Here is a 20,111-nt window from a genome sequence, read left to right as displayed (position 1 = left end):
TCCTGGTGTGCCGCCCTCGGCCCGGTGCCGGGGGTAGGCCCCCGTCCGGGGGCTGGTAAGCCACGCGTGGGACCGGTTCACTCCGGAAGCGCGCGCAGACGAAGGGTTTCCGCGGTGTACGCGATTGTCCGCGCAGGCGGCAGGCAGGAAAAGGTCGCCGTCGACGACGTGCTGACCGTCGACAAGCTGGCCGGTGACGTCGGGTCGACCATCACGCTCCAGCCCCTGCTGGTCGTGGACGGCGACGACGTCGTGAGCCGCACGGCCGACCTCGCCCGCTACGAGGTGACCGCCGAGATCCTCGGCGCGGTCAAGGGCCCCAAGATCAACATCATGCACTACCGGAACAAGACCGGGTACAAGCGGCGGATGGGTCACCGTCAGCCGTACACCGAGGTCAAGATCACCGGTATCAAGGCCGGCAAGAAGTAAGGGAGAGCGGTCTCATGGCACACAAGAAGGGCGCATCGTCCAGCCGCAACGGTCGCGACTCCAACGCCCAGCGCCTCGGTGTGAAGCGCTTCGGCGGCCAGGTCGTCAACGCCGGCGAGATCATCGTCCGCCAGCGCGGCACCCACTTCCACCCCGGTCCGGGCGTCGGCCGCGGCGGTGACGACACGCTGTTCGCGCTGGTCGCGGGCGCGGTGCAGTTCCGCCGCTACCGCGGTCGCAACGCGGTGAGCGTCGTCCCGCCGGCGGAATAGTCCGCCGGGGGCAGCGACTTTTTGTTCGAAGGGGCGGACCGTTTCCGGTCCGCCCCTTCGCCGTTCTTACCAAGGTTTTCCTGAGGAGAGTCACCGTGGCCGCTGGAGCGGGATCGGGCGCGCAGTTCGTCGACCGGGTGGTGCTGCACGTCGCGGCGGGCAACGGCGGCAACGGCTGCGCCTCGATCCACCGGGAGAAGTTCAAGCCGCTCGGCGGCCCTGACGGCGCCAACGGCGGGCGCGGCGGCGACGTCGTCCTCGTCGTCGACTCGAACGCCGCGAGCCTCCTCGAATACCACCGGCGCCCGCACCGCAAGGCGGGCAACGGCAGGCCCGGCCAGGGCAGCCTGCGGACGGGCGCGGACGGCGACGACGTGATCCTGTCCGTCCCCGACGGCACCGTGGTGAAGTCGGGCGACACCGTCCTCGCGGACCTGGTCGGCGAGGGCACCCGGTTCGTGATCGCCAAGGGCGGCAGCGGCGGTCTCGGGAACGCGGCGCTGGCGACGGCGAAGCGCAAGGCGCCCGGGTTCGCGCTGCTCGGCGAGCCGGGCGAGGAGCGCGACGTCGTCCTGGAACTGAAGAGCGTCGCCGACGTCGCGCTCGTCGGGTTCCCGAGCGCGGGCAAGTCGTCGCTGATCGCCGCGCTGTCGGCCGCCAAGCCGAAGATCGCCGACTACCCGTTCACGACGCTGATCCCGAACCTCGGCGTGGTGAGCGCGGGCGACACGACGTTCACGGTCGCGGACGTGCCGGGCCTCATCGAGGGCGCCAGCGAGGGCCGCGGCCTCGGTCTCGACTTCCTCCGCCACATCGAGCGCTCCTCCACCCTCGCGCACGTCCTCGACTGCGCGACGATGGAGCCGGGCCGCGACCCGGTCAGCGACTTCGAGGTCATCGAGCGCGAGCTCCAGGCCTACGACCGGGTGCTGGGCGACCGCCCGCTGTCGGACCGCCCCCGCATCGTCGTCCTGAACAAGGTGGACGTGCCCGACGGCCGCGACCTCGCCGAGATGGTGCGGCCGGAGTTCGAGGCCCGGGGCCTGCGGGTGTTCGAGGTGTCGGCGGCGTCGCACGAGGGGCTGCGGGAGCTGTCGTTCGCGATGGCGGCGATGGTATCGGAGTACCGCGCCTCGCTGCCGGCGGCGGAGCCCACCCGCATCGTCATCCGGCCGGAGCCGGTCGGCGGGGACACCGACTTCGAGGTCAGGACCCTCGGCGACAACACCTACCTGATCACCGGCACGAAGCCGGTCCGGTGGCTGCGCCAGACCGACTTCGCCAACGAGGAGGCCGTGGGCTACCTCGGCGACCGCCTCGCCCGGCTCGGGGTGGAGGACGCGCTCGCCCAGGCGGGCGCCAGCGCCGGCGCCACGGTCCTGATCGGCACCATGGACGACTCGATCGTCTTCGACTGGGAGCCGGAGGTCGCGGCGGGCGAGGGCACGACGGGCCCGCGCGGCACCGACCGCCGCCTGAGCGGCTGGTCCTGAGCGAATAGCCCGGGGACGTGGGGACGTTCCCGTAGAGAGCAGTGGCGTGAGCGGAGCTGAGTCATGAGTGGGCGTGAGGCGGTCGCGAAGGCGCGGCGGATCGTGGTGAAGGCGGGCTCGTCCTCGCTGACCACGCCGCAGGGCACGATCGACGTGAACCGCGTCGACGCGCTGGTCGACGTCCTCGCCGCGCGCCGCGGCGAGGGCACCGAGATCGTGTTCGTGTCGTCGGGCGCGATCGCGGCGGGGCTCGGCCCGCTCGGGCTGACCCGCCGCCCGCCCGACCTCGCGACGCAGCAGGCGGCGGCGAGCGTCGGGCAGGGCCTGCTGTTCGCCCGCTACACCTCCTCGTTCGCCCGTTACGCGCTGACGGTGGGGCAGGTACTGCTCACCGCCGACGACATGATGCGCCGCTCGCACCACCGCAACGCCCAGCGGACCCTCGCGCAGCTGCTCGCCATGGGCGTCCTGCCGATCGTGAACGAGAACGACACCGTCGCGACCGACGAGATCCGGTTCGGCGACAACGACCGGCTGGCCGCGCTGGTCGCGCACCTGATCCGCGCGGACGCGCTGGTCCTGCTCTCCGACGTGGACGCCCTCTACACCGGCGACCCGCGCCGTCCCGGGAGCCGCCGCGTCGACGACGTGCGCGGCCCGGACGACCTCCGGGACGTCGAGCTCGGGGGCTCCGGGCGGGTCGGCACCGGCGGCATGGTCACCAAGGTCGAGGCGGCGAGGATCGCGGGCATCCCCGTCGTGCTGACCAACGCCGCGTCGGCGGCGCGCGCGCTTTCCGGCGACCAGGTCGGGACGCTGTTCCACCCGGCCGAGGGCCGCCGGATGTCGACCCGCAACCTGTGGCTGGCGCACGCGACGACGGGCCAGGGCCGCGTCATGCTGGACCCGGGCGCGATCGAGGCGGTCGTGCGGCGCCGCAAGTCCCTGCTCCCGGCGGGGGTGACGGGCGTCGAGGGCGACTTCGCCGCGGGCGACCCGGTCGACCTGTGCGACACGGCCGGCACGGTCGTCGCGCGCGGCCTGGTGAACTACGACGCGTCCGAGATCCCCGAGCTGATGGGGCGCTCGACGCGCTGGCTGGCCCGTGAGCTGGGCGCCGAGTACGAACGCGAGATAATCCACCGCGACCATCTGGTGATACTTCGATGACGGGAGCCTGCTGATGAGCGACGAGCGCGAGGAGTTCCTGCGGGTGGCGCGGCGCGCCAGGGAGGCCGCCGCCGGGCTGGCTCCGCTGCCGCGGTCGGCGAAGGACGCGGCGCTGAACCGCATCGCGGACGCCCTGGTCACCGCCGCCCCGGAGATCGTCAAGGCGAACGAGGCCGACGTCGCGCGGGCCCGCGGCAACGGCACCTCCGAGTACATGATCGACCGGCTGAGCCTGTCGGAGGAGCGGATCGCCGCGATCGCCGACGCCGTCCGGAAGGTCGCCGCGCTGCCGGACCCGGTGGGGGAGACGGTCCGCGGGAACGTCCTGCCGAACGGGCTGGAGCTGCGCCAGGTGCGGGTGCCGCTCGGCGTCGTCGGGATCATCTACGAGGGCCGCCCGAACGTGACCGTGGACGCCGCCGCGCTGTGCCTCAAGAGCGGGAACGTGGCGATGCTGCGCGGCTCGTCGTCGGCGTACGACTCCAACACGGTGCTGGTCGAGGTGATGCAGGGCGCGCTCACCGGCACCGAGGTCCCGCCGGACGCGGTGCAGCTCGTCCCGGGCACGTCCCGCGAGTCGGTGAAGCACCTGATGCGGGCGCGCGGCCTGGTGGACGTGCTGATCCCGCGCGGCGGCGCGTCGCTGATCAACTCGGTGGTGGAGGAGTCGACCGTCCCGGTGATCGAGACGGGCGTCGGGAACTGCGCGGTGTACGTGGACGCCGCCGCCGACGCCGACACGGCCCTGGACATCCTCCTGAACGCCAAGACGCAGCGTCCTTCGGTGTGCAACGCCGCCGAGACGTTCCTCGTGCACGCCGACATAGCCGACACGTTCGTCCCGCGCGCGCTGGAGGCGCTGGAGAGCGCCGGTGTCACGGTGCACGGCGACGAGCGGATCCGCTCCTTCGGCGCCAACGTCGTGGAGGCGACCGAGGACGACTGGTACGCCGAGTACCTCTCGCTCGACATCGCCGCCCGCGTGGTCGACTCCCTCGACGACGCCGTCGCGCACATCCGCCGGTACGGCTCGGGGCACACCGAGGCGATCGTCACGACGTCCCAGCCGGCCGCGAAGCGGTTCGTCGCGCTGGTCGACTCGGCGGCCGTGATGGTGAACGCCTCGACGCGCTTCACCGACGGCGAGGAGTTCGGGTTCGGCGCGGAGATCGGCATCTCGACGCAGAAGCTGCACGCCCGCGGCCCGATGGGGCTGCCGGAGCTGACGTCCACCAAGTACGTGGTGACCGGGGAAGGGCACGTGCGCGGCTGAGCTCCGGATTTGTGACATTTTTGCCATTGATGTCACGTGTGCGGGTGTGGTCTGATTCACGATTGTGACTCGTCAGTACAGCCGCCGCCGCGTCCTGCGGGACGCCGCCCTCGGCGCGGGGATCGCCACCACCGGACTGGCGGCCTTCCCCGCCCGTCCCGCCGCCGCGGCGCCCGCGCTGCGCGGTCCCACCGCCGGCACCACCCTCGACCGGACCTACCTGCTCGGCGCCGCGGGCGCCGGCGGGTACCGCAAGGTGACCACCGGTCCGGGTGAGCCGCACCTGCTGCGCCGCGACCTCGGCGGCGCCGCCTCCGCGCGGCGGGCCGCCACCCGCCGCGGCGTCCTGGCGTTCGGCCACCTCACCGACGTCCACATCGTCGACGCGCAGTCCCCGGCCCGCGTCGAGTTCGTCGACCGGCTCAAGGACGGCCTGGACGTCCTGCCGGTCGAGGGCGCCTACCGGCCGCAGGAGATCCTGTCCACGCAGGTCGCCGAGGCCATGGTGCGGGCGGTGAACCGGGTCGGGCGCGGACCGGCGACCGGGCTCGGCCTCGCCTTCACCATCAACACCGGCGACGCCGCCGACAACGTCCAGTACAACGAGCTCCGCTGGATCATCGACCTGCTGGACGGCGGGCGCATCCGCCCCGACTCCGGCGACCCGAACCGCTACGAGGGCGTCATGGACTGGGCGTCCTACGACCGCTCGTTCTGGCACCCCGAGGGTCCGCCGCCCGGCGCCCAGGCGGACCTGCCGACCACCAGGTACGGCTTCCCGCGCGTGCACGGCCTGATCGACGCCGCGCGCCGCCCGTTCCAGGCGACCGGGCTCGACGCGCCGTGGCTGGCCGCGTTCGGCAACCACGACGGGCTCGTCCAGGGCAACCTGCCGGTCAACCCGCTGGTCTCCGGCCTCGCCACCGGCGGCATCAAGATCGGCGCTCCGGCGGACCCCGGCCAGGCCGAGCGCCTCGCCCGCATGATGAGCCGGGGCGACGCCGCCGAACTCGTCCGCCTCAGCCGCGAGCAGGGCGGCGCGGGCGGCCTGTTCCGCCCGGTGACCCCCGACCCGGACCGCCGCATGCTGTCGCGCGCCGAGGTCGTCGCCGAGCACTTCAGGACCACCGCGTCCCTGCGCGGCCACGGCTTCACCCTCGCCAACCTCCGCGACGGAACGGCCTACTACGCCTTCGACAAGGGCGTCGTGCGCGGCCTCGTCCTCGACACCGTCAACCCCAACGGCTACTCCGAGGGCTCGCTCGACCGGAAGCAGCTCGCGTGGCTGGAGGCGCAGCTGAAGGCGGGCAGCAGCCGCTCCATCGCCCCGGACGGCACGGTCGTGAAGCGCGCGGTGAAGGACCGGCTGTTCGTCCTGTTCAGCCACCACCCCATCGGCTCGCTGGAGAACCCCCTCGGCGGCGACCGCGTCCTCGGCGACGAGGTCGAGGCGCTCCTGCTGCGCTACCCGAACGTCGTCCTGTGGGTGAACGGGCACACGCACCGCAACCAGGTCATCCCGCACGCGCGCAAGGGCGGCGGGGGCTTCTGGGAGGTCAACACGGCCGCGCACATCGACTTCCCGCAGCAGAGCCGCATCGTCGAGCTGGCCGACAACGGCGACGGCACCCTCTCGGTGTTCGCGACGGTCCTCGACTCCGCCGGGCCCGCCTCCTACGGCGGCCGCCTCACCGACCCGGCCGGGCTGGCGTCGCTGTCCCGCGAACTGTCGGGCAACGACTGGCAGGACCGCGACGAGAACCGCCGCGGCGAGGCCGCCGACCGCAACGTCGAACTCCTCGTCCCCGCCCCCTTCTGAGAACGGCGAAGGGCCGCCGCGTCCGTGTCGCGGCGGCCCTGGCCCGGCCCGGTCAGTTGCCGGACGTGGGCCCGTTGTCGCGCCGGGTGAACCGGTCGAACAGCCCGCCGGCGGCTCCCGCCGCGGCGTCGGCCATGTCGCGGACCTTGCCCACGAACGGGTCGGCCGTCCGCTCCCACGACTCGCGGTACGACTGCGCGGCCTCCTTGATCCCGTCGCGGACCGACGCGTTGCCGTCGTCCTCCCGGCGGGCGTAGTCCCCGGCCAGGATGCGGTCGTACTCGCCGCTGCGCGCCCACTGCTCGATCTCGGCGAACCGGATCACCGCGAACGGGTGCGACTGCCCGAGCAGGTTCATGAACTTCAGCAGCCCGTCCCGCACGTCGCCGGCCGCGTCGTACTCGCGCGCCTGCTGCAGGAACGCCTCGCTGCTCATCTCGCCGAGCCGCGTACCGCCCGCGAGCTTCATGTTCACCCGCTTGGCCGCGTCGAGGTCCTGCCCGGCGAGCAGCCCGGCCCGGTCCGAGGACAGCTCCGCCTTCCGGAACCACTCCCGCAGCCCGATGATGATCGCCGCGATGCCGACGTTGCCGAGCGGCAGCCACGCCAGCCGCGCCCCGAGCTGCAGCAGGATCTGCATCATCGTCTGGTACACCGCGTGCCCGGACAGGATGTGCCCGACCTCGTGCCCGACGACGAAGCGCAGCTCCTCCTCGTCCAGCAGGTCGATCAGGCCGGTGTTCAGCACGATGAACGGGTGGTCGGACCCGAGCGCCATCGCGTTCGGCGTCGGGTCCTGCCGCACGTAGAGCTCGGGGACCTCCGGCATGTCCAGGATGTAGGAGGCGTCCCGGACCATGTCGTAGATGTGGCGGAACTGGTCCTCCCCGACGCGCACCGTCCCGCCGAGGAACATCAGCCGCAGCGACCGCTCGTTGACCAGCCCCGACAGCTTGCGCAGCACGACGTCGAACCCGGAGAGCGAGCGCAGCGCGACGAGCGCCGAACGGTCCGCCGGGTGTTCGTAGGCCCGGGAACTGATCCCCGGGAACCGCGTACGTGCTCGATCCGGTGTGTTCTCCGTCATGTCTGGCATGGTAGTTCCGACGATCCACTTTGCCGCAGGGTTCCCCGCCGCGGGAGCCGCGTCCGGCTCCGGCCGCGCCCGGGAGGCAGCCATGTTCGACCCGAAGGCCGAGGCGATGTCCCTCGACGAGCGCGCCGCGCTGCAGCGGCACCGGGTGTGGGGGCTGGTCGACCGGCTCCTGGCCGCCGGCGGCGTGCAGGGCCGGCGGCTCAGGGAGGCCGGGGTCGGGCGCGGGGCCGACGTGACGCTCGCGGGGCTGCGGGACCTTCCGTTCACCACCAAGCAGGACCTCTGGGACCACTACCCGTTCGGGATGCTCGCCGTGCCGCGCGACCAGGTCGCCGCCGTGCACGGGTCCAGCGGGACGCGGGGGCGCCCCACGCTCGTCGCCTACACCAGGGCCGACCTCGACCTGTGGGCGGCGATGTGCGCGCGCTCCCTGTCGTGCGCGGGGGCGTCGCCGGGCAGCATCGTCCACAACGCCTACGGGTACGGGCTGTTCACCGGCGGGATCGGCATCCACCAGGGCGCGGTGGCGCTCGGCGCGACCGTGGTGCCGATGTCGGGCGGCATGACCGACCGGCAGGTGCGCATGCTCGCCGACCTCCGTCCCGACATCCTCACCTGCACCCCCGCGTACGCGCTGCGGCTGGGGGAGGCCGTCGCCGAGGCCGGGGTCGAGCCGACGTCGCTCAAGGCCGGGCTCTTCGGCGCCGAGCCGTGGTCGGAGGAGCTGCGCACGGCCATCGAGGACGTCCTGCCGATCAAGGCGATGGACGTCTACGGGCTCTCGGAGATCATCGGGCCCGGGGTGGCCACCGAGTGCCTGGAGCAGGACGGCCTGCACGTCAACGAGGACCACTTCGTCGTGGAAGCCGTCGACCCCGCCACCGGCGTCCCCGTCGAGGACGGCGTTCCGGGCGAGCTCGTGTTCACCACCCCGACCAAGCAGGCGCTGCCGCTGCTGCGGTACCGGACGGGCGACATCGCGTCCCTCACCCGCGGCGAGTGCGCCTGCGGACGGACCCTGGTGCGGATGAGCAAGATCCTCGGCCGCGCCGACGACATGATCGTCGTCCGGGGCGTGAACGTGTACCCGAGCGAGGTCGAGCGGGTCCTGCTCGGCTCCGGGCTCGTCCGGCCGCACTACCAGCTCGTCGTGGACCGGCGCAGCCCCACCGCGCGGCTCATCGTCGCCTGCGAGGCCCTCTCCGGCGATCCGCGGGCCGCGCTCGTCCACGCCCTGTACGAGACGCTCGGCCTCACCGCCGAGGTCGCGGTCCTGCCCGAGGGGACCGTGCCGAGGGTGGAAGTGGGCAAGGCCGTCCGCGTCGTGACCTGGGAGGACGGCGGGCCGCCGCTGCCCGGCCTGGCCTGAGCCGCCGGGGGCGGAGGTTCCGGACGCGGACCGGCTGGCTATTGTCGTCGCTATGACGCAAAAGCGGCGCATGGGGATCATGGGCGGCACGTTCGACCCGATCCACCACGGGCACCTGGTGGCCGCCAGCGAGGTCGCGCACTTCTTCTCCCTGGACGAGGTCGTGTTCGTGCCCACCGGCCTGTCGGCCCACAAGGAGGGGAGCAAGGTCGCCGCCGCGGAGGACCGCTACCTCATGGCCGTGATCGCCACCGCGTCCAACCCGCGCTTCTCCGTCAGCCGCGTCGACATCGACCGGCCCGGCGCCACCTACACCGTCGACACGCTCCGCGACATGCGCGAGATCCAGGGCCCGGACGCCGACCTGTTCTTCATCACCGGTGCGGACGCGCTGGAGAAGATGCTCACCTGGCACGACACCGACGAGCTCTTCGAACTCGCCCATTTCGTCGGCGTCACCCGCCCCGGCCACCGGCTCGCCGACCCCGGGCTGCCCGACGGGCGCGTCTCCCTCATGGAGGTGCCCGCCCTGTCGATCTCCTCCACCGAGTGCCGCGAACGCGTCGGCAGCGGCGAACCCATCTGGTACCTCGTCCCGGACGGGATCGTCCAGTACATCAACAAGCGGGGGCTCTACCGCGCCGCCGCCTGACGGGCGCCGCGGCCACATATTCTGGACGGGGAACGGGGCCGCATCTGCCATTGCGGTCGAACAACAACAAAGAGGTCGATCGTCCGCCGCCCATGAGAAGGTGGGAGCGGAGACGACCCCTACAGGGAGGATCGCGAGCGCATCGTGACCGCATCCGAGAGGGCGGCGCAGCTCGTCCGGATCGCCGCCGAGGCGGCGGGCGACAAGCTGGCCGACGACATTCTTGCCTACGACGTGAGCGAGCAGCTCGTCATCACCGACGCGTTCCTGCTCTGCTCGGCCCCCAACGACCGCCAGGTCCGCGCCATCGTGGACGAGGTCGAGAAGCGCCTGCGCGAGGAGGCCGAGGCCAAGCCCGTCCGCCGCGAGGGCGAACGCGAGGGCCGCTGGGTCCTGCTGGACTACGCCGACATCATCGTGCACATCCAGCACGAAGAAGACCGCATGTTCTACGCCCTCGAACGGCTCTGGAAAGACTGCCCTCTCATCGCCCTGCCGGAGAGCGTCACCGCCCACCAGGCCCAGCGCGCCCGCGCCGTCGGGAGCCCGAGTGAGTGACGCCCGCCCCGCCCGCGAACCGGGCAGACGCCGCCTCGTCCTCTGGAGACACGGCCAGACCGCCTGGAACGTCGAACGCCGCTTCCAGGGCAAGACCGACATCCCTCTCGACGAGACGGGCGTCGCCCAGGCCCAGCGCGCCGCCCGGCTCCTCGCCGGCCTCCGCCCCACCGCGCTGCTCTCCTCGCCGCTGCGCCGCGCCGCCGACACCGCCCAGGCCCTCGCCGAGGTCACCGGACTGCCCGTCGGCTACGACCGCGACCTCATCGAACGCGACGGCGGCGCCTGGGAGGGCCTCACCTCCCGCGAGATCCGCGAACGCTACCCCGCCGAGCACGCCGCCTGGCAGCCGCCCGGCGGCGAGACCAGCGCCCAGGTCGCCAAACGGGTCGGCTCCGCGCTCGAACGCGCCCTCGACGAACTGGAGCCCACCGGCCAGCTCGTCGTCGCCTCCCACGGCGCCGCCCTCCGGCTCGGCATGTCCCACCTCCTCGGCCTCCCCGAAGAGACCTGGGAACGCCTCGGCGGCCTGTCCAACTGCTGCTGGTCCGTCATCACCGAGATGCGCAACGGCGGCTGGCGCCTCGCCGAACACAACGCCGGCACCCTCCCCGAACCCGTCCTCAGCGACGACCGCCCCGACGCCGGCACCTGACCAAACGATTCGAGACCAGCCCCGGCCGTCCTATACACTGGCTGGGCGCCGCGGGATGAACGTCCACGCGGCGGCGGGGCTATGGCGCAGTTGGTAGCGCGCCTCCATGGCATGGAGGAGGTCTGGGGTTCGAATCCCCATAGCTCCACGAACGGAGTTGGGAGGACCGTGCCCACGGAAAGCGTGGGCCGGGACTCCCTTCTTCATGTCTGCCTGGGGGGCGACCCCCAGACCCCCGATGTGGGGGCTCCGCCCCCACGCCCCCTCCCGGCTCAGGTTCCTGGGCATCTGCGGGTCGGTGCGGCTTGCTCCTGGCGATTTGGGGCTTCGCCCCTCGCCCCCTCCCGGCTGAGGTTCTTGGGCATCTGCGGGTTGGTGCGGCTTGCTGTTGGTGTTTGGGGCTTCGCCCCTTGCCCCCTCCCGGCTGAGGTTCTTGGCGTTTGCGGGTTGGTGTGGCTTGCTGTTGGTGTTTGGGGCTTCGCCCCTCGCCCCCCTTGTGGTTGAGGTTCTTGGGCGTCTGCGGGATGGTGTGGATTTGCTGTGGGCGGTCTGGGCGGGGGCGGGGGATGGTTTCATGCGGGGTATGGGAAGACACCGCAGGGGGGCTCCGCGGGAGGTCACCGTGGCCGACCTCATCGATGAGCTGCGCCGGTTCGATCCGGGCGCCGAGGTGCGGCTGGCCATCCAGCCGCGGATGCCGCAGGAGCACGCCGTCGGGGCCGTTGCGCAGGCGGACGGGATCGTCTGGATCGGCGACGGGGGGCAGCGGGGCTACGCGCCCGACGAGGTCGGCGAACGCCTCGGGTGGGGCTGACGCAAAGCCTTCACCATGGCGGCGGCTACCTTTCCTCCGCCCGCGCTTCACCTTGTCGATCATGCGGGAAGGCCCTCACGTGGCGATGCATGATCGAGATGAGGGTTGACCCCATGAGAAGCCGGTTCACCGGGAAGAGGATGCTGCTGGCCGCAGCGGTCGCCGGAGCGTCCGTCGCGGCGGCGGCCGCTCCCGTGCAGGCCGCTCCGCCGCCCGACTCGGAGGCCAACCAGGTCGACGACTGCGCCGAGGCGCTCAACGTGCTGTCCTCGTTCAAGCTGCTCCCGAACCAGCCCGACCTCGGCCGGACCCTGTGCTCCATCGCGAAGCAGCAGAGGGATCAGAAGGACAAGTACACGAACGAGGTCCACACCGAGTACACCGACGACAACGGCAAGAAGGTCGAGAGCGACACGTCCCTCGGCTCGGTCGAGTGGCTCAAGAGCTTGACCGTCCACGTCCCGACGGTCAACGACCACTGGTACGTCTACACCTCGAAGAGGCCCTGACCCGCGCGCCGGCCGCGGAGGGTCGCCCCTCCGCGGCCCGCGCGTCCCAACCGCTCCCAACGTGCACTAAGCTTTTCCTCGCGAGGGGCTATGGCGCAGTTGGTAGCGCGCCTCCATGGCATGGAGGAGGTCTGGGGTTCGAATCCCCATAGCTCCACGAACGACTCAGGAGTGGTCGCCAAAGGCGCCACTCCTTTTCGTTTCTCAGGCCGTGAAACGCAGGACGGCGCCCACGTGCAGAGTGGGGGCCTGGCCGTTCGTGGGCAGGACGACGAGTTCGCCGTCCGTCGCGGCGGCCGCTCGCACCAGGGCGGCGTCGGCGCGGACCTCGCGGGGGTCGGCGACGCCGAACTCCTCACGCAGCTCCTCGGCGGTGGTGGCGACCTGGGACGGATCGGGGCCCACCCACAAGCGGGCCTGCGAATCCGGTTCGTCCGCCAGCAGGAGCGTCTCCACCCGGGCCTGCCGCACGGCCTCCGTCGTCGCGTCCAGTCCGGAGACGGCGCGCTGCCCGTTGGCGAGTTCCCTGTCGAAGCGCGCCGCCACGGTCATGATGCGCTCGGTCGACTTCAGCTGCAGGAGGCGGCGCAGTTCGGCGTCGAGGTCCGGGTCGTCGACCGTGGTGTTCTTGTCGGCCTCGACGGTGTGCTCCAGGACGTGGTCCGAGACCTCCTCCAGGACGGCCGTCCGGGCGCGGGTGTCGCCGGCGATCACGACGGCCTGGGCGCCGCAGCGCTCCGCGGCCCGGTCGATCTCGTGGGCGACCTTCTTGGCGTTGAGCTTCCAGACGTTCTCCGAGGAGCGCTGGAACCGGGACTGGTTCCAGTCGCCCGCCTTGACCTTGCGGATGGGGTAGTCCTCGTCCCCGTCCACGTCGATGCGCTCGTGCTTCCCGTCGGCGGTGACGCAGTCGATCACGCCGCCGCGCCGGTCGACCACCGCGAGCAGGTGCGGGAACCGCTCGCCGCGCTCGACGAGGTAGGGCAGGACGTCGGGGAGCGGGGCGAGGGTGGCGCGCGTGCCGCGGGGCGGGCCCGGGAGGCGGTCGCTGTGCACGACCTCACCGTCCGCCGCGAAGATCACGATGCCTTCGGAGCGGCGCCGCGCCATGTCGTCCTGGACGGTCTGCTCGATCGCCCGGAGCGTGGCGTCCGGCGTGTGCTGGGCCTCCAGTTCCGAGCGCAGCGCCCGCCACCGCAGCTCCGCGGCCTTGGACGCGTCCTCGGTGGTCCGGGTGAGGTCGGCGTACACCGACGCGTACGGTCCCGGCCGTTGGTAGAGCGTTTTGAGGAATGCCAGATCCATGGGTTGGCCGTACCCCCCGTATCTGTGACAAACGTTTCGGTTGGGACGTCAGCCCTCGGCGGACTTCTGGAGCCGCGCGTAGGCGAGCTGCAGCCAGTCCGACCCGGCGACCGCGGTCATCGTGGCCCCGGCGAGCCGGGTCGCGTCCGGGGCGAACACCAGCCCCGCCGCGTACGCCGTCGCCACCCACTGGGCGGTGCAGAACGGGCACGTGATCAGCTCGCCCACGGCGTGCCGGACCCCCTTGCCCCGCACCTCCTCGGACAGCTCGGCCGGGCCGGCCGTCCCCGAGTAGCGGGTGAACGGGGCGCGCAGCGGGCTCGTCACCGGGTCCTTGGTGATCAGCCGGGACGCCTTGTGCGTCGTGACCGTCATCAGCGCCAGGTCGGCGAGGCCGATCGCCGGGGTGCGGTCGCGGAGGCGGCGCCCGAGCAGCGCCAGCGTCGCCGTGGTGAGGCCGTAGACGGCGAGCGTGCCGAGGTACGAGCCGAGCGGCCGGTCCTCCCCGGCCGCGTACTCCTCCTTCTGCTTGCGCGCGGTGTCGACGACCGCGTTCATGGGCTCTCCTTCGTTCGGGGGGACGAGTGCGCGGCTCGCCGTCCTCGGCGGGGCGTCTCTAGTGGTCGCGCAGCGCCTTGACCAGCTCCGACTTGGTCATCGAGGAGCGGCCCTCGACGCCGATCTCGCGGGCGCGCTTGAGGAGGTCGTCCTTCGTCCAGTCGTCGTAGGAGGGGCTCTTGCCGCCCTTGCGGCCGATCGTCTTCTCGCCCTGTTTCGCGGACGCGTTGGCGATCCGCGCCGCCTTCTCCTTGCTCTCGCCCTTGTCGCGGAGCTCCTGGTACTTCTTCTCGTCCTTGATCTGTGCTCTGGGCATAGGGAATCCGTACCCGGCTCGCGGGATCCACACATCGGGGACAATGGCTCCCGGGAAGGGGGCCATCGTGCGCATCGGCATCCTGGGACCGCTCGACGTGCGGGACGGGGCGGCGCGGCCCGTCGAGGTCGCCGGCCGCAGGCTGCGGGCCCTCCTCGTGCGGCTGGCGGCCGAGGCGGGCCGTCCCGTGTCGGCCGAGCGGCTGCTCGACGACCTGTGGGAGGGCGCCCCGCCCGGCGGGAACGCGCTCCAGGCGCTCGTTTCCCGGCTGCGCGGCGTCGCCGGGCGCGACATCGTCGAGCACGGCCCGGCCGGCTACCGGCTCGGGATCGACCCCGCCGAGATCGACGCGGTCGCGTTCGAGCGCGGCGTCTCCGCCGCCCGCGCGGAGCAGGACCCCTGCGCGCGGGCCGAGGGCCTGCGCACGGCGCTCGCCCTCTGGCGCGGACCCGCCCTCGCCGACGTCGCCGACAGCGATTTCGCCTTCCCGACCATCGCGCGGCTGGAGGAACTGCGGCTCGCCGCCGTGGAGGACCGCGTCGACGCCGAGATCGCCGCCGGGCTCCCCGTCCCGCCCGTCGCCGAACTGGAGCCCCTCGCCGCCGCGCACCCGCTGCGCGAGCGGCTGCGCGGCCAGTTGATGCGCGCCCTCTACGCGGCGGGACGCCAGGCCGACGCCCTGGAGGTGTACGAGGAGACGCGGCGCGCCCTCGCCGACCGGCTCGGCGTCGACCCGTCCCCGGAGCTGGCCGCCGTCCACCTGTCGATCCTCCGGCGCGAGGCGGCGGCCCCGCCGACCGAGCCCGCCGCCCCGCGGCCCGCGCGCACCAACCTGCCCGCTCAGCTCACCAGCTTCGTCGGCCGGGAGGAGGAGTCGCAGCGGGTCGGCAAGCTGCTCCGCGAGACCCGCCTGGTCACCCTCACCGGCCCCGGCGGCGCCGGCAAGACGCGGCTGGCGGGGGAGAGCGCCGCCGCGCTCGTCGACGAGATGCCGGACGGCGTGTGGTTCGTCCCGCTCGCCCCGGTCAGCGACCCGGGCGACGTCGTGCACGCGGTGCTGTCGGCGCTCGCGGTCCCCGAGACCGTCCGCCCCGCCGAGACCCGCGTGGCGGTGCGGCCCCTCGAACGGCTCACCGACTTCCTCGCCGCCAAGCGGACCGTGCTCGTCCTCGACAACTGCGAGCACCTCATCGACGCCGTCGCGCGGCTCGTCGACCACGTCGTCGCGCACGCCGACGGCGTCCGCGTCCTCGCGACCAGCCGCGAACCGCTCGGCATCACCGGCGAGTCGCTGTGCCCGGTGCCGTCCCTCCCGCTGCCGGCCGAGGACGCCGCCGACCCGGCCGACGCCCTCGGCTACGCCTCGGTCCGCCTGTTCGCCGACCGCGCCGCCGCCGTCCGTCCCGGCTTCGCCGTCGACGCGGGCAGCGTCGCCGACGTGGTCGCGATCTGCCGCGAGCTCGACGGGATCCCGCTCGCGATCGAGCTGGCCGCCGCCCGGCTGCGCTCCCTCACCCCCGGACAGGTCGCGGCCCGCCTCGGCGACCGGTTCCGGCTGCTGACCGGCGGCAGCCGCACCGCCCTGCCCCGGCACCGGACCCTGCGCGCCGTCGTCGACTGGAGCTGGGATCTGCTGGACGAGGAGGAGCGCACCGTCCTGCGCCGCCTCTCGGTGTTCGCCGGCGGCGCCACGCCGGACGCCGCCGTCCGCGTGTGCGGCCTCGACGCTCCGGACGCCCCCGACCCGCGGGACGTCATCGACGTGATCGCCGCGCTCATCGACAAGTCACTGGTGATCGCCGACGGCGACGCCGAGGTCCGCTACCGGCTGCTGGAGACCGTCCGCGTCTACGCGGGGGAGCGGCTGGAGGAGGCCGGCGAGACCCGCCGCGTCCGCGACGCGCACGCCGCCTACATGGTCGAGTTCGCCGAGCGGGCCGAGCCGGAGCTGCGCCGCCACGACCAGCTGGTCTGGTCCGCCCGCCTGGCCGCCGAGCGCGAGAACTTCAGCGTCGTGTTCCGGCACGTCACCGAGACCGGCGACGTCGAGTCGGCCCTGCGGCTCGTGGCCGGGCTGGTGTGGTTCTGGATCCTGCGCGACATGGAGCGGGAGTCGGGCGGGTGGACGGTCGTCGTCCGCGACATGGCGGGCGGCGCCGCGCCTCCCGGCCTGGAGGAGGCGTACGCGCTGTGCGTCGTCTTCGCCACCCTCGTGACCGAGCTGACCGATGTGGCCGGGCCGACGAGGGAGTCGATGCAGGCGGCGGTGAAGAGGACCCTGAGCGTCGTCCCCGGGTCGCCCGCGCATCCCGTGCTCGCGCTCGCCGAGACCGGGGCCGCCATGTTCGGCGGCGACGTCGAGGGGATCCGGCGCAGCCTCCACCGCATCCGGGAGCACGCCGACCCGTGGGTGCGGGCCGTCGTCCGCGTCATCCTCGGGCACATGGGCATCAACACCGGCCAGATCGACGACGCCGCCGAGCAGGCCGCCGACGGCTACGCGCGGTTCCGCGAGCTGGGCGACCGGTTCGGAATGATCGTCGCGCTGAGCGGCATGATGCAGGCCGCCGTGGCGCGCGGCGACCTGACGGAGGCGCTCCGCCTCGGCGAGGAGGCGTACGGCTACGTCACGGGCGGAGTCAGTCCCGAGCAGGGCGCCACGCTGCTCGCCCACCTCGCACGGGTGCGCGCCCGGCGGGGCGATATCGCGCGCGCCCACAGCGACCTCGAACAGGCCATGGCGCAGGCCGAGCGGGTCGGCGAGTTCGCCGAAGCCGCGACCTCGTCTCTTCTGCTGTGCGAGCTCGCCTTGCAGGAGGGTGACCGCGGGGCCGCGCGCCTTCATGCCGATCGCGCGTGCGCGTGGGTCCAGTCGCGCGGGCATCGTCCTGACTTCGCGCAGGCCGTCCGCAAGACCCACAGCCGCCTCGGCTGCCTCGCGGAGGAGGACGGCGACCTGGAGGCCGCGAAGCGCTGGCACGTCCAGGCGCTGAACGATCTGCAGAACGACGTGCTGCTGGGAAACCCGACCGTGGCGGACGTCGTCGAGGGCGTCGCCGCCTACGCCGCCGCGCGTGGGAAGCACGCGCGCGCCGCCGAGCTGCTGGGCACGGCGCACAACCTGCGCGGCTACAGCGACACGGGGAGCTACGACGTCGGCCGGACTCTGTCGCTCGTCCGCGGCGTCCTCGGCGAGGAGGCGTTCACCGCCGCGTACGAGCGCGGGCGGCGGGTCACCCGGGACGACGTCTTCGACCAGGCGGACGGGCTGGTCACCTTGCTCTGAGCGCATGCGCTCTCCGGGCGGCCGTTCGGCGCCGGAAAGGCGCGTCGCCCCGGAGACCGACTCTCCCGGGGCGACGCGCGTTCGGAGGCGAGGCCGGACGTCAGGCCCTCCGCGAGTACATGCGCATGGCCAGCGGGAACGTGACGACGACGATCCCCGCCGCCCAGGCGAGCGTGTACCAGACGTGGTTGCCGACGGGGCCGCCGACGGTGAGCGCGCGCACCGACTCCGCCAGGTGCGTGATCGGGTTGACCTTCGTCCACGCCTCCAGCCAGCCCGGCATCGTGGACGTGTCCGGCACGAGGATGCTGCTGCCGAACGTCAGGGGCATCACCCAGATGAACGCGAGCCCCTGCACCGTCTCCGGCGTCGGCGCGACCAGCCCCACGAGCACGGAGATCCAGCAGACGGCCAGATAGAAGACGTAGGCCAGCGCGAACGCCGCGATCACCGACAGCGGATCGGTGTGGAACCGGAAACCGAGGACCGACCCGAAGGCCACGAGCACCGTCATCACGGTGATGAACCGGACCGTGTCGCCGAGCACGGTCCCGAGCAGCGGCGCCGAACGAGCGATCGGCAGGCTCCGGAACCGGTCGAACACGCCCTTGTGGATGTCCTCGTTCAGCGCCGTCCCGAGCCCCATCGTGGCGAACATCGCCATCTGCGCGACGAGCCCCGGAAGCAGCTGCTGCAGGTACGAATGCGTGTCGCCGGCCACCGCGCCACCGAACACGTACAGGAACAGCAGCAGGAACACGATCGGCATCAGCGTCGTGTCCAGCAGCTTCTCGGGCGAGTGCTTCAACTGGGAGACGTTGCGCCACGCCAGCGTCAGGCCGTGCCGCAACGTCCTTCTCATGCTGATGCGCGCGGGCGGTTCTGCGGCGGACGGACGGCTGTCAACGGTGATGGCGGTCATGTCAGGCTCCCTCGGGAACGAGTTCGGGCGTGGGTTCTTCGGCGTGGTGGCCCGTCAGTGTGAGGAACACCTCGTCGAGGCTCGGCATCCGCAACGCCAGCTCGGACGCCACGATGGACGCCTCGTCCAGCCGCCGCACCAGAACCGACAGCAGGCGCGGATCGTGCACGGGCGCCGTGACCAGACCCGCGGCCTCCTGGACCTCCGGACGCTCCCCGGTCAGCTCCGCCACGATCGCGGCGAGCTGCGCCGCGCGGAACGGCTCGGCCGCCCGGACCACCAGCGTCCGCCGCCCGATCCGCCCCTTCAGATCGTCGGAGGTGCCCTCCGCGATGACCCGCCCCTGGTCGAACACCGCGATCCGGTCGGCGAGCGCGTCGGCCTCCTCCAGGTACTGCGTGGTCAGCAGCACCGTCGCCCCCTCGGCGACGACCTCCCGGACCGTGTCCCAGACCTCGTTGCGCGCCCGCGGGTCCAGGCCGGTCGTCGGCTCGTCCAGGAAGATGATTTCCGGGTGGTTGATCAGGCTCGCCGCCAGGTCCAGCCGCCGGCGCATCCCGCCGGAGTACGTCTTCACGGCGCGGCCGCCCGCGTCGGTGAGCCGGAACCGGTCGAGCAGCCGCCGCGCCCGCGCCTTCGCCTCCGCGCGGCCGAAGTCCAGCAGCCGGGCGATCATCACGAGGTTCTCGAAGCCGGTCAGCTCCTCGTCCACCGACGCGTACTGCCCGGTCAGCCCGATCTTCGCCCGGACGCGCACCGCGTCCCTGACCACGTCGAACCCGCCCACCTCAGCGCGTCCGGCGTCCGGCTTCAGCAACGTCGCCAGCACGCGCACCGCGGTGGTCTTGCCCGCACCGTTCGGTCCGAGGACCCCGAGCACCGTCCCCCGGCGGGCCGCGATGTCCACTCCGTCCAAGGCCTTCGTGTCCCCGAACCGTTTCCGCAGCCCCTCCGCGCGGATCACATCGTCCATCTGAGTGCCTCCCGTAGTTCTTTCGCTGTGACGGTCACCACCGTGGGCCACGTCGCTGACGCCACGCGGACACCGGTGCGCGGACGCTGACGTGACGCTGACGGGCCGGTGACGCCGGTGACTTGAACCGCGCGTGACCTGGGAGTTTCGGTGAAGGGACGAACAGGTGGCCGGTCCCGATTTGACGGGCCCTCCGAGGCTGCCTAATCTCTGTGGTGCCCCAAGGGGATGCGGGACGCCGACAGGCGGACGGCCCCGGGGGACACTGACAGAGGAAAACGGTTCGCAGCGTTCTGCGCACCGGGGTACTCTTGAAGGACAAGCCCGGACGGGATGCAGGACGCCGCAAGGTGGCCGGCCCGCAGGGCGCCTCCCACGGAACGATCTCTCCGAGTCTCTGGCTTGGTGTCGTGTCGTCGCGTGGGGGACGGGCACACCTTCGACGGTCAAAAAGATCTTCGCAGATCGACTTGACAGCGAGGATGGGTCTGGTAAGTTAGCAGGGTTGCCCCGGAGCCGGGGTCCGCGAGAGCGGGGTTCGGCGCGGTGGGTGTCCGTTTCTTGAGAACTCAACAGCGTGTTAAAAGCCAGTGCCTTTATCGGCCCGGTCTGTATTTGGCCGGGTCGCCCCGTGCCATC

19 protein-coding genes and 2 tRNA genes are annotated in these 20,111 nt (G+C 72.4%); 15 read left to right on the top strand and 6 right to left on the bottom strand.

Going from position 1 to position 20,111, the window contains the following annotated elements; all coding sequences use genetic code 11:
• Positions 1-114: 114 nt before the first annotated feature.
• The 6 genes from rplU (at position 115) to AB0C87_RS11900 (ending at position 6,459) form a co-directional block, all read left to right on the top strand.
• The gene (gene rplU, locus AB0C87_RS11925) at positions 115-432 is read left to right on the top strand and encodes a 50S ribosomal protein L21 (RefSeq protein WP_179836635.1); all 318 of its coding nucleotides are present in this window, start codon (positions 115-117) and stop codon (positions 430-432) included.
• A gap of 14 nt (positions 433-446) precedes the next feature.
• Positions 447-704, top strand: coding sequence for a 50S ribosomal protein L27 (gene rpmA / locus AB0C87_RS11920; protein ID WP_067640985.1), 258 nt, complete (start codon positions 447-449; stop codon positions 702-704).
• A 95-nt stretch (positions 705-799) separates the two neighbouring features.
• Positions 800-2,197, top strand: coding sequence for a GTPase ObgE (obgE, locus tag AB0C87_RS11915; protein WP_345180825.1), 1,398 nt, complete (start codon positions 800-802; stop codon positions 2,195-2,197).
• 63 nt (positions 2,198-2,260) lie between these two features.
• Positions 2,261-3,367, top strand: a complete 1,107-nt coding sequence (proB, locus tag AB0C87_RS11910; protein WP_345180823.1) for a glutamate 5-kinase — start codon at positions 2,261-2,263, stop codon at positions 3,365-3,367.
• 13 nt (positions 3,368-3,380) lie between these two features.
• Complete coding sequence (locus tag AB0C87_RS11905; RefSeq protein ID WP_345180821.1) at positions 3,381-4,640, top strand: glutamate-5-semialdehyde dehydrogenase; 1,260 nt, start codon at positions 3,381-3,383, stop codon at positions 4,638-4,640.
• Between the two features lie 64 nt (positions 4,641-4,704).
• Positions 4,705-6,459, top strand: a complete 1,755-nt coding sequence (locus AB0C87_RS11900) for a TIGR03767 family metallophosphoesterase (RefSeq protein WP_360577339.1) — start codon at positions 4,705-4,707, stop codon at positions 6,457-6,459.
• A 52-nt stretch (positions 6,460-6,511) separates the two neighbouring features.
• On the opposite strand, the gene AB0C87_RS11895 is transcribed toward AB0C87_RS11900, so the two are convergent.
• On the bottom strand, positions 6,512-7,546 hold the full coding sequence (locus AB0C87_RS11895) for a M48 family metalloprotease (RefSeq protein ID WP_353835076.1): 1,035 nt from the start codon (positions 7,544-7,546) through the stop codon (positions 6,512-6,514).
• A gap of 91 nt (positions 7,547-7,637) precedes the next feature.
• Between AB0C87_RS11895 and AB0C87_RS11890 the strand changes: the two genes are divergently transcribed.
• The 8 genes from AB0C87_RS11890 to AB0C87_RS11855 all read left to right on the top strand — a co-directional run bounded on the left by AB0C87_RS11890 (position 7,638) and on the right by AB0C87_RS11855 (position 12,269).
• On the top strand, positions 7,638-8,924 hold the full coding sequence (locus AB0C87_RS11890; RefSeq protein WP_345180814.1) for a phenylacetate--CoA ligase: 1,287 nt from the start codon (positions 7,638-7,640) through the stop codon (positions 8,922-8,924).
• Positions 8,925-8,976: 52 nt separating this feature from the next.
• Positions 8,977-9,576, top strand: coding sequence for a nicotinate-nucleotide adenylyltransferase (gene nadD, locus AB0C87_RS11885; RefSeq protein ID WP_345180812.1), 600 nt, complete (start codon positions 8,977-8,979; stop codon positions 9,574-9,576).
• A 144-nt stretch (positions 9,577-9,720) separates the two neighbouring features.
• The gene (rsfS, locus tag AB0C87_RS11880) at positions 9,721-10,134 is read left to right on the top strand and encodes a ribosome silencing factor (protein WP_345180809.1); all 414 of its coding nucleotides are present in this window, start codon (positions 9,721-9,723) and stop codon (positions 10,132-10,134) included.
• A complete protein-coding gene (locus tag AB0C87_RS11875) occupies positions 10,127-10,789 on the top strand; it encodes a histidine phosphatase family protein (RefSeq protein ID WP_345180807.1) in 663 nt (220 codons plus the stop codon). The genes rsfS and AB0C87_RS11875 overlap by 8 nt, the downstream gene beginning before the upstream one ends.
• 75 nt (positions 10,790-10,864) lie before the next feature.
• Positions 10,865-10,937, top strand: a tRNA-Ala gene (locus AB0C87_RS11870).
• A 474-nt stretch (positions 10,938-11,411) separates the two neighbouring features.
• A complete protein-coding gene (locus AB0C87_RS11865; RefSeq protein ID WP_345180804.1) occupies positions 11,412-11,603 on the top strand; it encodes a hypothetical protein in 192 nt (63 codons plus the stop codon).
• Positions 11,604-11,716: 113 nt separating this feature from the next.
• A complete protein-coding gene (locus tag AB0C87_RS11860; RefSeq protein WP_345180802.1) occupies positions 11,717-12,112 on the top strand; it encodes a hypothetical protein in 396 nt (131 codons plus the stop codon).
• 84 nt (positions 12,113-12,196) lie between these two features.
• Positions 12,197-12,269 (top strand) — tRNA-Ala (locus AB0C87_RS11855).
• Positions 12,270-12,316: 47 nt separating this feature from the next.
• On the opposite strand, the gene AB0C87_RS11850 is transcribed toward AB0C87_RS11855, so the two are convergent.
• Genes AB0C87_RS11850 through AB0C87_RS11840 form a run of 3 tightly spaced genes read right to left on the bottom strand, consistent with a single transcriptional unit; the run spans position 12,317 to position 14,291 of the window.
• The gene (locus AB0C87_RS11850; protein ID WP_360577336.1) at positions 12,317-13,417 is read right to left on the bottom strand and encodes a Vms1/Ankzf1 family peptidyl-tRNA hydrolase; all 1,101 of its coding nucleotides are present in this window, start codon (positions 13,415-13,417) and stop codon (positions 12,317-12,319) included.
• Between the two features lie 48 nt (positions 13,418-13,465).
• A complete protein-coding gene (locus tag AB0C87_RS11845) occupies positions 13,466-13,975 on the bottom strand; it encodes a DUF1360 domain-containing protein (protein ID WP_345180798.1) in 510 nt (169 codons plus the stop codon).
• Positions 13,976-14,033: 58 nt separating this feature from the next.
• The gene (locus AB0C87_RS11840) at positions 14,034-14,291 is read right to left on the bottom strand and encodes a Rho termination factor (RefSeq protein WP_360577335.1); all 258 of its coding nucleotides are present in this window, start codon (positions 14,289-14,291) and stop codon (positions 14,034-14,036) included.
• A gap of 67 nt (positions 14,292-14,358) precedes the next feature.
• Between AB0C87_RS11840 and AB0C87_RS11835 the strand changes: the two genes are divergently transcribed.
• On the top strand, positions 14,359-17,577 hold the full coding sequence (locus AB0C87_RS11835; RefSeq protein WP_360577333.1) for a BTAD domain-containing putative transcriptional regulator: 3,219 nt from the start codon (positions 14,359-14,361) through the stop codon (positions 17,575-17,577).
• Positions 17,578-17,677: 100 nt separating this feature from the next.
• Here the strand turns inward: AB0C87_RS11835 and AB0C87_RS11830 are convergent, their stop codons facing one another.
• Positions 17,678-18,499, bottom strand: a complete 822-nt coding sequence (locus AB0C87_RS11830; RefSeq protein WP_345180789.1) for an ABC transporter permease — start codon at positions 18,497-18,499, stop codon at positions 17,678-17,680.
• Between the two features lies 1 nt (position 18,500).
• Positions 18,501-19,472: an ATP-binding cassette domain-containing protein gene (locus AB0C87_RS11825; protein WP_360577331.1), complete on the bottom strand. Its 972-nt coding sequence runs from the start codon at positions 19,470-19,472 to the stop codon at positions 18,501-18,503.
• Positions 19,473-20,111 lie beyond the last annotated feature (639 nt).

The organism is Actinomadura sp. NPDC048021, assembly GCF_040653135.1.
Classification (GTDB): Bacteria; Actinomycetota; Actinomycetes; order Streptosporangiales; family Streptosporangiaceae; genus Spirillospora; species Spirillospora verrucosospora.
Note: the sequence above shows the minus strand (reverse complement) of the source record. Positions and strands in the feature narration are given on the sequence as shown.